Raw genomic sequence first — 13,012 nt, forward strand, 5'->3', positions numbered from 1 at the left:
CGCGCAGCGCGGCTAGCCCGCGCCACAGCAGGAAGGCAGCCGAGGGCGCCTTCTTTCGATGATCGGGCGACGGCCGGGCGTGCAGCCCGGACCAGGCTCAGTGCTTCGTCCCGCGCTTGGCCGGCCGACGCATGTCGTTGGTGGGCATCACCTCGACCGCGAGGCTGAAAGTGCGTTCTTCGCCCGGATGCATCGCGCCGACCCCGACCACCTGGTGCGCGATCTCGTTGCCTTCGTCGTCGCGGATGGTCAGCACCACCGAATATTCCCAGGCGCCGCCCTCGGAAGGATGGCGGATCTTGCCTTCGACGTTGAGCGGGGTGATGGTCGTCGAGGCCTGCGCGTTCGGGGAATCGAAGCGCAGGTAGTGCCGGCAGGACGGACAGATGCTCGAGCTTTCGAGGATCGTCGTCTTGCAGTGCGGGCAGGTGCGCGTGGCACCTGCCGTGCCCGGACGGGCGTTGCTCACGAGGCGAGGTCGCGTTCCGGCTTGCTGTCGACCTTGCCATTCGCCTTCGCGGCATCCTTGTCGCCCCAGCCGCATTCGACGTGGCCCCGGATCCGCGAGCCTGCCGCGACGGTGAGCGAACCGGCCTTGATGTCGCCGGTCAGCGCGCCCGAATCGAGCAGTTCCACGCGCGAGGCCGATTCGATGTTGCCTTCCAGCTCGCCGGCCACGATGACCTTCTTGGCGCGCACGCCACCGCTGAGCTTGGCGCCCTTCTCGATGGTCAGGTCGCCCTGGACGTTGACGTCGCCCTTGAACTTGCCGGCGATCCGGACGTGGCCGGCGCCTTCGATCTTGCCCTCGATGGTCAGGTCGGCGGCGATCAGCGATTCCTTGGCTTCGGGCTGCGCGACGGCGCGCGGTGGCGCGGCCTGGGTCGGGTTGAAGTCGGCCACGGCGGGCGTCTCGCGGATCGGGGTAGGGGGCGCCTGCGGCTGCGGCGCGGCGTCGTTGGCGAACGACGGTACGTCTTTCTTGGCGGGGCTTTGCTGGTTGTTGAAGATGGCCATGGAGCGACTTCCTCGGACAGGACTGGACGGCTGGGGGAACGGCCAGACTAGCATGCAGCCACCTTCACATGGCTGTGACATGGCTCACCAAATCCACCTTCCGACAAGGGGTTGCAAGCCCATCGGAAGGCCTTACGCGAACAACAGGGCCGGCGACCGGCCTCCGCGGGGCTCCATCGGAACTACATCCGGAAGACCCCGAACCGGGCTGGCTCCACGGCTGCGTTGAGCGAGGCCGAGATCCCCAGCCCCAGCACCCGGCGGGTGTCGGCAGGGTCGATGATCCCGTCGTCCCAGAGTCGCGCGGTGGCGTACCAGGGGCTGCCCTGCGATTCGTACTGTTCGCGGATCGGCGCCTTGAAGGCGGCCTCGTCTTCGTTGGACCATTCGCCGCCCCGCGCCTCGATGCCGTCGCGGCGCACCGTGGCCAGCACGCCCGCGGCCTGCTCGCCGCCCATCACGCTGATGCGCGCGTTGGGCCACATCCACAGGAAGCGTGCGCCGTACGCGCGGCCGCACATGGCGTAATTGCCGGCGCCGAAGCTGCCGCCGATCACCACGGTGAACTTCGGGACCGACGAACACGCCACCGCGGTGACCATCTTTGCCCCGTCCTTGGCGATGCCGGCATTCTCGTACTTGCGCCCGACCATGAAGCCGGTGATGTTCTGCAGGAACACCAGCGGGATGCCGCGCTGGTTGCACAGCTCGATGAAGTGCGCGCCCTTGAGCGCGCTCTCGGAAAACAGGATGCCGTTGTTGGCGACGATGCCGACCGGATAGCCGTGCAGGTGGGCGAAACCGGTGACCAGGGTCTTGCCGTAGCGCGCCTTGAACTCGTCGAACTCGCTGCCGTCGACGATGCGCGCGATGACTTCGCGGATGTCGAACGGGCGGCGGGTGTCCTTCGGCACGATGCCGTACAGCTCGCGCGCGGCGTACAGCGGCTCGCGCGGTTCGCGCGTGGCGAGCTGCACCTGCTTGCGGCGGTTGAGGTTGCCGACCAGGTTGCGCGCGATCTCCAGTGCGTGGCGGTCGTCTTCGGCGAAGTGGTCGGCCACGCCCGAAACCGACGTGTGCACGTCGGCGCCACCGAGCGCCTCGGCGTCCACGACTTCGCCGGTGGCGGCCTTCACCAGCGGCGGGCCGCCGAGGAAGATCGTGCCCTGTCCCTTGACGATGACGCTTTCGTCGCTCATCGCCGGCACGTAGGCGCCGCCGGCCGTGCAGCTGCCCATGACCACGGCGAGCTGCGGGATGTTCTGCGCGCTCATCCGCGCCTGGTTGTAGAAGATGCGGCCGAAGTGCTCCTTGTCGGGGAACACCTCGTCCTGCAGCGGCAGGAACGCACCGCCCGAGTCGACCAGGTATACGCAGGGCAGGTGGTTCTCGCGGGCGATCTCCTGCGCCCGCAGGTGTTTCTTCACCGTCATCGGGAAATAGGTGCCGCCCTTGACCGTGGCGTCGTTGGCGACGACCACCACTTCCTGGCCCATCACCCGGCCGATGCCGCAGACCATGCCCGCGGCCGGAGCGGCATCGTCGTACATCTCTTCGGCGGCAAGCGGCGCGATCTCGAGGAACGGGGAGCCGGGGTCGAGCAGGGCGATGATGCGTTCGCGCACCGGCAGCTTGCCGCGCGCCACGTGCTTCTGCTGCGCCTTCTCGCCGCCGCCCGCGGCTGCGCGCGCAAGGCGCCGGCCGAGTTCGCGCGACAGTTCGTCGTGATAGGCGACGTTCTCGACGAACGACTGCGCGCGCGTATCCAGGTTGGAGCGGAGAACGGGCATGGCGGACCGAAGGCTGTCGATGAAGCGCAAAGGATAACCGCAGGCCCTGCCGGGCCGTCGCCGGACCCCGAAAACACGAAGACCCGCCGAAGCGGGTCCCGTGAGAGCAGCAATGGAAGCTGGCTCAGTGCTCGGCTTCTTCCGAAGCGGCTTCAGCCTTGTCGGCGACGTCCTGCGCGGCGGCCTCGGTGGCGTTCGCGGCATCGGCGGCGGCGGCCTGCGTGGCATCGGCGGCGTCGCTGGCAGCGGCCTGCGTCTCGTCGATGGTCGGCTGCATGGCGTCGGCAACCTCGGTGGCGGCTTCGCCGGTGGAAGCGGCGGCGGCGTCGGCGCCTTCGGCCATCGCGTCACCAGCGTCCGATGCGGCGGCAGCGGCCGAATCGCCCGCCTGTTCCATCGCGGCCTGCGCTTCGGCAGCTTCGTTCTGGGCGGTCGGGGTTTCGTTCTTGCAGGCTGACAGCGCCAGTACGCTGGCGGCCAGCAGGACCACAATACGGGTGTTCATGGGTGCGGATACTCCTCAGGTTCTGTTTCCAGCAATCGGAAGCGCGCAGTTGCGATTACGCTTCCCCCCTAACGGAAAAAGTCGCTGGCGAACCAGCGACTCTTCCTTATTGCAATGTCGCTTGGAAGCCGATTACTGCTGGGCTTCTTCTGCGGCGTCCTTGGACTGGTCGGCAGCGTCGGCAGCGGCGTCGGCCGAGTCGGCGGCAGCGTCGGCAGCCTCGTCGGTGGTCGCAGCAGCGGCGTCGGCAGCGGAATCGCTGGCGGCAGCGGCGGCGTCGGCGGCGGTGTCGGCGGCATCCTGCGCAACGTCGGCGGTCGCATCACCGGCAGCGGTGGCTTCGTCGGCGGCGGTCTGGGCAGCGGCGGCAGCGTCGGCTGCGTCGGCGGCCGAATCCTCAGCCTGCTTCTGGTTGCTGCAGGCGGCCAGGGCGAAACCCAGGGCCAGAGCGAGCAGCGCCTTGTTGATCGTCATGTCAATCTTCCTCGTCGTTTATATGAGTTGGCAACGCGCGGTAGCGCGCCCACGAACATGATGACAAGCCCTTTTCCACTGTCAAGCGTTTGAACGGTTTTTTTTGTAAATAACCCATTAAACCTTTCACGCGATCTCGACGGCGATGGCGGTCGCTTCGCCACCCCCGATGCACAGGGAAGCAACGCCACGCTTGCCGCCACGGGCCTTGAGCGCACTGAGCAGGGTGACCACGAGACGCGCGCCACTGGCGCCGATCGGATGCCCCAGCGCGCATGCGCCGCCGTGGACGTTCAAGCGGTCGTGGGGGATGCCCAGGTCCTTCATCGGTGCCATCGCGACGCACGCGAACGCTTCGTTGATCTCGAACAGGTCGACGTCGCCGACCTTCCAGCCGGCCTTGTCGAGCACGTTTGAAATCGCTTTCACCGGCGCGGTGGTGAACCATTCCGGCGCCTGCGCGTGGGTGGCGTGCGCCACGATCCGCGCCAGCGGTGCAAGCCCGCGTCTGGCCGCTTCGTCGGCGGACATCAGTACCGTCGCCGCCGCACCGTCGGAGATCGAGGACGAGGACGCGGCGGTGAGCACGCCGTCCTTGCCGAAGGACGGGCGCAGGGTCGGAATCTTGGCGGTGTCGATCCGGCCCGGCTGCTCGTCGGTGTCGACCACCACTTCGCCCTTGCGGGTCTTGACCACCAGCGGGACGATTTCGTCCTTGAACACGCCGCCGGCGATCGCCTGCTTGGCACGGTTGGCGCTCTCGGTCGAATAGGCGTCGACGTCCTCGCGGCTGAAGTCGTACTTGGCGCAGGCGGCATCGCCGAACACGCCCATCGCCTTGCCGTCGTCCGGATTGGTCAGGCCGTCCCACGCCATGTGGTCCAGCATCTCGGTGCTGCCGTACTTGATGCCGGTGCGGGACCCGTTGAGCAGGTGCGGCGCGTTGGTCATCGACTCCATGCCGCCGGCGACCACGACGCTGGCGGAGCCGGCCTTGATCAGGTCGTGGCCGAACATGATCGCCTTCATGCCCGAACCGCACACCTTGTTGATGGTGGTGCAGCCGGCGGCATCGGGGATGCCCGCTGCGCGCGAGGCCTGGCGCGCCGGCGCCTGACCGAGCCCCGCGGGCAGCACGCAGCCCATGATCACTTCGTCCACCTGGTCCGCGGCGAGGCCGGCGTGCGCGAGCGCGCCTTCGATGGCCGTGGCGCCGAGGGTCGGGGTGGGGACGCTGGTGAACTGGCCGAGGAAGGAACCGATGGCGGTGCGCTTGGCACCGACGATGACGATGTCGGACATGGGAGTCTCCGGTGTGCAGGCCGGCGGCGGGGCCGGGGATCGCCCGATTATGCGACCGGATGCTGCAGTGCCGCAAACCGCGGCTGCCCCGGCGCGGGGGCTCGCTCTGGAGCGGTGCGGTCAGGAGCTCGCGGCTGAAGCCGCTCCCACAAGAGCGTCGCTGCCGCACCTCCCGCCCTTGTGGGAGCGGCTTCAGCCGCGAGCTCTTCCCCATTCCAGAAGCTCCGCACCCGGTCAACGTCGTCCCGACACTGGCCGCTGCCGTCCGAGAAGGTCGCGCGGCCTGCAGAGCCAAATGCTCCGGCCCGGGCCGCCAGGGCACCCGGTCCCGCTTAACCGTTCCCCTCGAACAGCTCGCGCCCGATCAGCATCCGCCGGATCTCGTTGGTGCCGGCGCCGATGGCATACAGCTTGGCGTCGCGCAGGATCCGCCCGGTCGGGTATTCATTGATATAGCCGTTGCCGCCCAGTGCCTGGATGCCTTCCAGCGCGACCTGCACCGCCGCTTCCGACGCATGCAGCAGGCATGCGGCGGCGTCGATGCGCGACTTGTGCCCGGCGTCGTAGTCGCGTCCCACCTGGTAGGCGAACGCGCGGCTGGACTGCAGCGCGGTGTACATGTCGGCGATCTTGCCCTGCATCAGGCCGAAGGTGCCGATCGCGGCGTCGAACTGCCGGCGCTCGCGCACGTAAGGCAGGGCGGCGTCGAGCGCGGCCTGCATCAGGCCGATCGGCCCGCCGGTCAGCACCAGGCGTTCGGTGTTGAGTCCGGACATCAGCACGCGCACGCCCTGGTTGACCTCGCCCAGCACGTTCCCGGCGGGGATCTCGCAGTCCTCGAACACCAGCTCGCAGGTATTCGAGCCGCGCATGCCGAGCTTGTCGAGCTTCTGCGCGGTGGTGAACCCCTTCATGCCCTTCTCGACCAGGAAGGCGGTCATGCACTTGCTGCCCGCATCCTTGCCGGCGGTGCGCATGTACACGATCAGCACGTCCGCCTCGGGGCCGTTGGTGATCCACATCTTGTTGCCGTTGGCGATCCACGTGTCGCCGCGCAGCTCCGCGCGGCAGGCCATCGAACCGACCACGTCCGAGCCCGCGCCCGGCTCGCTCATCGCCAGCGCGCCCTTCCACTGCCCGCTGCACAGCCTGGGCAGGTATTTCCCGCGCTGCGCGGCGTTGCCGTTGGCATAGACGTTGTTGACGCACAGGTTCGAATGCGCGCCGTAGCTCAGGCCCACCGAGCCCGACGCCCGCGAGATCTCCTCCATCGCCACCAGGTGGGCGAGGTAACCCATGTCGCTGCCGCCGTATTCGCCCGGCACCGTCATGCCCAGCAGGCCCAGTTCGCCGAGCTTCGGCCACAGGTCCTGGGGGAAGGCGTTGTCGTGGTCGATGGCTTCGGCGCGCGGCGCGATCTCGGCGTCCGCGAACCGGCGGACGGCCTCGCGCAGTGCGTCGATGTCTTCACCCAACGGGAAAGGGCGCATGCAAGGCTCCTGTGGTGTGGCTGGTTTGCGGTGCCGCAAAAGACAACGGGGCGCGCAGGCCCCGTTGTCGGTCACGCGTTGGGGCGCAGTTTACGCGCCGCCGCGGATGCGGCCCTGGAAGCGCGGGGTAGTGCGGCCCAGCGGCAGCTTGAGCTTGCCCATCACCGCGATCCGCTCTTCGGCCATGCGGTCGGCGGCCTTGTAGGTCGGGATGCCGTCGCGGTCGGCGATCTCGTAGATGCGCGCGAGGTTGTGGTAGATCGTGCGCATCATCCGCATCGCGCGCTCGCGGTTGTAGCCGGTGATCTCCAGAGCCACGTTCATCACGCCGCCGGCGTTGACCGCGTAGTCGGGCGCGTAGAGGATGCCGCGCTTTTCCAGCTCGTCGCCGATGGCGTTGGTGGCCATCTGGTTGTTGGCCGGGCCGCAGACGACCTTGAACTTGAAGCGCGGCAGGGTCTGCTCGTTGAGCGTGCCGCCCAGCGCGCACGGCGAGTACACGTCGGCGTTGACGTCGTAGATCTCATCCGCGCCCACGGCTTCGGCGCCGTATTCGTTGACCGCCTTGTCGACCAGGGTCTTGTTGATGTCGGTGACGAACAGCTTGGCGCCGCGTTCCTTGAGGAGCTTCACGTACTCCATGCCGACGTGGCCCAGGCCCTGCACGGCGTAGCTGTACTTGCCCACTTCCTCGTCGCCGAACTTCTTGTTGAGCGTGGCCATCAGGCCCTGCAGCGCGCCGTAGGCGGTGAACGGCGAGGGGTCGCCCGAGCCACCGTGCACCTGGTGCACGCCGGTGACGAACTCGGTCTCGCGATACACCAGCTCCATGTCGTTGACGTCGATGCCGACGTCCTCGGCGGTGATGTAGCGGCCACCCAGAGACTGGACGAACTGGCCGAACGCGCGGAACAGCGCCTCGGACTTGTCGGTCGACGGGTCGCCGATGATCACCGCCTTGCCGCCGCCGATGTCCAGGCCCGCGACCGCGTTCTTGTAGGTCATGCCGCGCGACAGGCGCAGCACGTCGTTGAGGGCTTCGGCCTCGGACTTGTACGGCCACATCCGGGTGCCGCCCAGGGCCGGGCCCAGCACGGTGTTGTGGATCGCGATGATGGCCTTCAGGCCCGCGTCCTTGTTGTGGCAGAAAACGACCTGTTCGTGGCCGAAGGTGTCCAGGTGTTCGAAGATCATCGCGAAAACTCCGTTGCATGGCGCCGATCCGCTCGCGCGGGACGCCGGCAAAGTGTGGGGAAATGGCTGGATCGCTGGCGGGCAGCGGCCGGACGGGCAGAGGCCATCGTGGCGGCGCGGCATTTTACGCGTCCCGCGTCACAAAAGCTCGTTCGACAGGGTATGGCCCGGCTGGAGGGGCGGGCGAGGTAGCTGAATGGGGAATCCCCTCGCGCGCGGATCGACAGCCCAGGGTGGGGCAGCGCCTGACCCCGAGTCCCGATGTCCCTGCCGGCGCGCGGGGACCGGCGGTCGTCCAGGCGACCGGGCCCAAGGGTCCGGTGGCGACGCACCAGGACTGCCTCGACCCCTCGCGGCCGGTCCCGACCGCCCTTCAGGACATCGCCCCCCGGCCGTTAACACGTCCGATGCCCACGACGCCGCCAGCCTCGACCCATGGTCACGACGCCCCCGACCAGGTGTTCGAGAAATGCACGCTTCACGACGCCGGCAGCATCCGGGAACTGCTGCAGCGGCTGATCGAACGCCGCTGCGTGATGTCGGCCAGCGCGGAGGGTGCAAGCGAGGGCATGGTGACCGCGGTGCTGGCGCTCGATGCGTGCTCGATCTGGATCGACGCGCCACGCGACGAACGGCTGCTGCAACGCCTGCTGGTCGCGCCGCGGCTCATGCTGCGCGGCGCGCTGGACCAGGTGCGGCTGCATTTCAGCTGCGGGCCGGCAAGGCTGGGTGACCTTGCCGAGCTGCCGGCGCTCGTCCTTCCGCTGCCCGAGCAACTGCTGCACCTGCAGCGGCGCGAACTGCTGCGACACGAGCCCAGCCCCGAGTCGGTGCGCTGCATGGTCCATCCGCGAAACGGCGACCCGCCGGTCGAGGTGACCATCCGCGATATCGGCGGCGGAGGCCTGGCCCTGCTCGTGCCCGAAGATGGCCTGGCGCTCGCGGCCGGCGACCTGCTGCCGCGCTGCGTGATCGAACTGCCCAAGCCCTTCGGCACCGTGGAAGTGGCGCTGTGCGTGCGCCACGTGCGCCAGACCACCCGCCGCGGCAAGTCCCTGCGGCAGGCGGGCTGCGAGTTCGTCGATCCCTCCGGGATGGTCCAGGCCAGGCTGTTCCGCTACGTGATGCAGCTCGACCGCGACCAGCGCGCCGCGGAGAAGCGGCTGTTCGACTGACTGCGGCGCGGCGCGGCGGCGGGGCGCAACGGCCGCCCCTTGCTACAGCTGCGATTCGATCGGCAGCCAGCCGATCGCCCGCGCGGTCGCGCGCTGCCAGGCGGTGGTCTGCGGTTCCTCGTGCAGGATCAGGGGCGGCTCGTGGCTGCGGTCGCGCCAGCACAGCGCACCCTGCTTGTCGCGGCACACCTGGTAGCTCAGCGCGGGACTCGCGAGGCGCCGATATTCCTCGGCGACCGCCGCGGCGATGTCGGGGTCCTCGAACAGCACGCCCATCTCGGTGTTGAGGTAGGCCGAGCGCGGGTCGAGGTTGAACGAGCCGATGAACCCGCGCCTGCCGTCGATCACGAACGCCTTGGTGTGCAGGCTCGCGCCGCTGCTGCCGAACAGTCCATGGCGCTCGCCTGCGCCCTGGGCACGCAGTTCATACAGCTCGACGCCGCCGTCGAGCAGCTCCCCGCGATAGGCCATGTAGCCGGCATGCACCGCCGGGACGTCATTGGCCGCCAGCGAGTTGGTGATCACGCCCACCTTCACGTGCTTGCGTCCCACCAGGTCCAGCAGGCGGCTGGTGAGGGTTTCGCCAGGGACGAAGTAGGGCGAGATCAGCAGCGCCTGGCGCTGCGCGCCGAGGATCTGCTCGGCCAGCTTGTTGAGCAGCCATCCGCGGCGGTCGTCCTGCTTCCACTTCAGCGGCGGATCGGAGGCCACTTCGATCGCGTGGCTCCAGTGCGGGGCGAGTTCGCCGCGGAAATAGCCGCGCACCGTGGACGAGCTGTCCATCCGCCGCAGGTAGCTCTTCGCGTAGTCGCTGCGCGCCTCGGCGCGCACCCGCGCCACCGCGGTGTCCAGCTGCCGCCGCGAACGCGAGCTCAACGCGGAGATCGGCACCGCCGCCTCGCTGTTCCAGAACGCGTCGAAGATCGTGCTGGCCTGCGCCACTTTCGGCCCGAACAGCACCACGTCCAGGTCGCGGAAGTTGGTCTCGGTGGAGGCGTCGAAGTATTCCTGCCCGATGTTGCGCCCGCCCAGCACCGCCACCCGGCCGTCGGCGATCCAGGCCTTGTTGTGCATGCGGTGGTTGACGCTGAAGAAGCGCTGCACCAGTTCGAGCATGCGCATCGCGCCGTTGCGGTTGCGGAACGGGTTGTAGACGCGGATCTCGATGTTGGGATGGGCGTCGAACGCCAGCAGGTCGGTGTCTTCGTCCCGGGTGTTCATGTCGTCGAGCAGCACGCGCACGCGCACCCCGCGCTCGGCCGCGCGCCAGGCTTCATGGGCGAGCAGGCGGCCGGTGGGGTCGTTGTGCCAGATGTAGTACTGCAGGTCGAGGCTGCGCCCGGCCTTGCGCGCCGACAGCGCGCGCGAGGCGAAGGCGTCCAGTCCGTCGGGGATCAGGATGATGCCGGTCTTGCCGCCGTGCTTCGCCACCAGCGGCGCAAGCTCGCGATCCAGCGCGGTCTGCGCCGGCTGCACGGGCAGCGCGTGGCTCGGCGCGCCCACCGCGGGCGGGGTCAGGTGGTCGGCGAGCAGCCAGCCGCTGAGCACCATCAGCACCAGGGCGAACAGCCCCCACGCGAAGATGCGTCTGATTCGTGTCATCGGCCCGCCCCTGTCCAGTGACGTCCATTGTAGAAGCGCGACGGTGGCGTGGGGGTGGAGGCGGCCGTCGGCCTTTCCTTGCATCCGGCGCACGGCATCCGCGCCTGGAGGGGGCAGGGTGCCGGCCGCGCCGGGCCGGCGGCTTTGCCGCGCCGGTCGCGGTTTTCGCGACCCTGGCCGGGCATGCTCGCTGCATCGCATCGCCGCCTGTCCTCACAGGCCCGATGCCGCCGTTCCCCTTGTCGGAGGAAAGACGATGGCCATGAGCAAGCGCAAGCGGGCAAGGACCGCGCCGATGACCGGGCCGGACCGGGAGCCACCGCCGCGCGCACGCCCGCGGCTGCTCGATGCGCGCCCCGATACCGCGGACTTCCGCGACCGCATGTTCGAACCGACCCTGGTCGACGTGCCCACGCACGTGCCGCTGTCGCGCTTCATCGCGCTGGAAGTGCCGGTGCTCGACCAGGGCGACGACGGCGCCTGCACCGCGTTCGGCCTGGCCTCCGTCGCCCATACGCTGCTGCGCACGCGCGGCTCGGGCGTCGACGCCACCCGCGTCAGCACGCGCATGTTCTACGACATGGCGCGGCGCTACGACGAGTGGCGCGGCGAGAGCTACTCCGGCTCCAGCTGCCGCGGTGCGATGAAGGGCTGGCACAAGCACGGCGTGTGCTCCGAAGCCGCCTGGCCCTACACCCCGGGCATCGCGCTCGAGCCCTACACCGACGAACGCGCGCGCGATGCCCTGCGCCATCCCCTCGGCGCCTACTTCCGCGTCAACCACAAGGATCTCGTCGCGATGCACGCGGCGTTCGCCGAGGTCGGCGTGCTGTACGCGTCGTGCGCGGTGCACGAAGGCTGGATCGATCCGCCGGCGAGCGGCCGGATCGCGTGGCGACAGCAGCCGACGATCGGCTACCACGCCTTCGCCATCGTCGCCTACGACGGCGAGGGGTTCTGGTTCCAGAACTCCTGGGGCACGAAGTGGGGCCAGGGCGGCATCGGCTGGGTCAGCTACGACGAGTGGCTCGAACGCGGCACCGACGTCTGGGTGGCGCGGCTCGCGGTGCCGGTGCAGCTGCTGCGCGCGCAGTCGGCGGCGGTCAGCAACTCCTCGATCGGGCGGCAGTCGGTGGGCTATTCGCAGGCCGACCTGCGCCCGCACGTGATCAGCCTGGGCAACGACGGCCGCCTGCGCGACAGCGGTCGCTTCGGCAGCACCGTCGAGGACGTGCGCAACATCATCCGCAACGACATGCGCGAGGCCACCCGCGGCTGGAAGAAGAAGCGCATCCTGCTCTACGCGCACGGCGGACTGGTGTCGGAGGACAGCGCCATCCAGCGCGTGGCCGACTACCGCGAAACCTTGCTCGCGCAGCAGATCTACCCCCTGTGCTTCATCTGGAAGACCGACTTCTGGACCACGCTCGGCAACATCCTCCGGGACGCGGCGCGCCCGCGCAGCGAAGGCCTGATCGAGAAGGCCAAGGACCTGCTGCTCGACCGCCTCGACGACACCCTCGAACCGCTGGCCCGCAACATCGGCGGCAAGGCGCTGTGGGACGAGATGAAGGAGAACGCGCTGCTCGCCACCACCGCGGTCGCGCGCGGCACCGACGGCAAGCTGGTCGAATGCGGCGGCGCGGCGCAAGTCGCGCGGCTGCTCGACGAGTGGGCCGGCCAGGACCCGTCGGTGGAGCTGCACGTGGCCGGCCACAGCGCCGGTTCGATCCTGATGGCGCCGCTGGTGCAGCTGCTCACCTCGCGCGGCCAGATCACCGGCGGCCCGGCGCGCGGCATGCTCGGCATGGACGCCAGGCTCGCCAGCATCAACCTGTGGGCGCCGGCGGTCAGCATGGAGATGTTCCTGATGAGCTACGTGCCGGCGATCGAGTCCGGCAAGGTCGACCGCGCCTGCCTGTTCACCCTGACCGACAAGGCCGAGCAGGACGACAGCTGCGTCGGCATCTATCACAAGTCATTGCTGTACATGGTCGCGCACGCCTTCGAGGACCAGGCACGCAGCTGGATCGACCGGCGCCTGTCGCAGGGCACCCCGATCGCCGGCATGGCGCGCTTCATCGCCGCAAAGACCGCCGCCGACCAGGCCTACGGCTACGAACGCGTACACAAGCTGCTCAAGGCCGGCCGCCTGGACTGGGTGCAGTCGCCCACGGCCGGCGAGCCGGCCGGTTCGCCCAACGGCGCCGACGCCACCACCCACGGCGGCTTCGACGACGACCGCGCCACCCTGGAAGCCACCATCGCGCGCGTCCTCGGCAAGCGCGGCAGCGCGCCCGTGCAGTTCGATCTCCACCACTCCGAAGCCGGCATGCGCGCCCGCCGCGAAGCCCTCTGCCGCGCGCTGGAGGCCTGAGTGCGGGCTCGTCGACGAGCGTCGACACCCGCGCCGCAGAGGTGTCGGGATGTGCAGGGCAGTGCAGGGGAGGTCAGGGCAGGGCA

11 protein-coding genes are annotated in these 13,012 nt (G+C 69.2%); 2 read left to right on the top strand and 9 right to left on the bottom strand.

Annotation, left to right across the window (positions count from 1 at the left end):
• Positions 1 to 97: 97 nt before the first annotated feature.
• The 8 genes from ACFOM9_RS04075 to ACFOM9_RS04110 form a co-directional block, all read right to left on the bottom strand.
• Complete coding sequence (locus ACFOM9_RS04075; RefSeq protein WP_386706410.1) at positions 98 to 469, bottom strand: hypothetical protein; 372 nt, start codon at positions 467 to 469, stop codon at positions 98 to 100.
• Positions 466 to 1,017 (bottom strand): bactofilin family protein, encoded by a 552-nt coding sequence (locus ACFOM9_RS04080; protein WP_386706412.1) that lies wholly within the window; start codon positions 1,015 to 1,017, stop codon positions 466 to 468. The genes ACFOM9_RS04075 and ACFOM9_RS04080 overlap by 4 nt, the downstream gene beginning before the upstream one ends.
• A gap of 182 nt (positions 1,018 to 1,199) precedes the next feature.
• Positions 1,200 to 2,807 (bottom strand): carboxyl transferase domain-containing protein, encoded by a 1,608-nt coding sequence (locus ACFOM9_RS04085; protein ID WP_386706414.1) that lies wholly within the window; start codon positions 2,805 to 2,807, stop codon positions 1,200 to 1,202.
• A gap of 124 nt (positions 2,808 to 2,931) precedes the next feature.
• A complete protein-coding gene (locus tag ACFOM9_RS04090; RefSeq protein WP_386706416.1) occupies positions 2,932 to 3,312 on the bottom strand; it encodes a hypothetical protein in 381 nt (126 codons plus the stop codon).
• Between the two features lie 132 nt (positions 3,313 to 3,444).
• On the bottom strand, positions 3,445 to 3,786 hold the full coding sequence (locus ACFOM9_RS04095; protein ID WP_386706418.1) for a hypothetical protein: 342 nt from the start codon (positions 3,784 to 3,786) through the stop codon (positions 3,445 to 3,447).
• A gap of 126 nt (positions 3,787 to 3,912) precedes the next feature.
• The gene (locus tag ACFOM9_RS04100) at positions 3,913 to 5,088 is read right to left on the bottom strand and encodes a thiolase family protein (RefSeq protein ID WP_386706419.1); all 1,176 of its coding nucleotides are present in this window, start codon (positions 5,086 to 5,088) and stop codon (positions 3,913 to 3,915) included.
• A gap of 332 nt (positions 5,089 to 5,420) precedes the next feature.
• On the bottom strand, positions 5,421 to 6,578 hold the full coding sequence (locus tag ACFOM9_RS04105) for an isovaleryl-CoA dehydrogenase (protein WP_386706421.1): 1,158 nt from the start codon (positions 6,576 to 6,578) through the stop codon (positions 5,421 to 5,423).
• Positions 6,579 to 6,668: 90 nt separating this feature from the next.
• On the bottom strand, positions 6,669 to 7,772 hold the full coding sequence (locus tag ACFOM9_RS04110) for a Glu/Leu/Phe/Val dehydrogenase dimerization domain-containing protein (protein WP_386706423.1): 1,104 nt from the start codon (positions 7,770 to 7,772) through the stop codon (positions 6,669 to 6,671).
• Positions 7,773 to 8,179: 407 nt separating this feature from the next.
• Here ACFOM9_RS04110 and ACFOM9_RS04115 point away from each other — a divergent pair, with 407 nt between their 5' ends.
• Entirely contained in the window at positions 8,180 to 8,947 is a 768-nt protein-coding gene (locus tag ACFOM9_RS04115) for a flagellar brake protein (RefSeq protein ID WP_386706425.1), read from the top strand.
• A gap of 42 nt (positions 8,948 to 8,989) precedes the next feature.
• Here the strand turns inward: ACFOM9_RS04115 and ACFOM9_RS04120 are convergent, their stop codons facing one another.
• Entirely contained in the window at positions 8,990 to 10,549 is a 1,560-nt protein-coding gene (locus ACFOM9_RS04120; RefSeq protein WP_386706427.1) for a phospholipase D family protein, read from the bottom strand.
• A 262-nt stretch (positions 10,550 to 10,811) separates the two neighbouring features.
• Between ACFOM9_RS04120 and ACFOM9_RS04125 the strand changes: the two genes are divergently transcribed.
• Positions 10,812 to 12,926, top strand: coding sequence for a C1 family peptidase (locus ACFOM9_RS04125; RefSeq protein WP_386706429.1), 2,115 nt, complete (start codon positions 10,812 to 10,814; stop codon positions 12,924 to 12,926).
• The last annotated feature ends 86 nt before the right edge of the window (positions 12,927 to 13,012 follow it).

Source organism: Luteimonas notoginsengisoli, from assembly GCF_042648885.1.
GTDB classification, from domain to species: Bacteria; Pseudomonadota; Gammaproteobacteria; order Xanthomonadales; family Xanthomonadaceae; genus Luteimonas; species Luteimonas notoginsengisoli.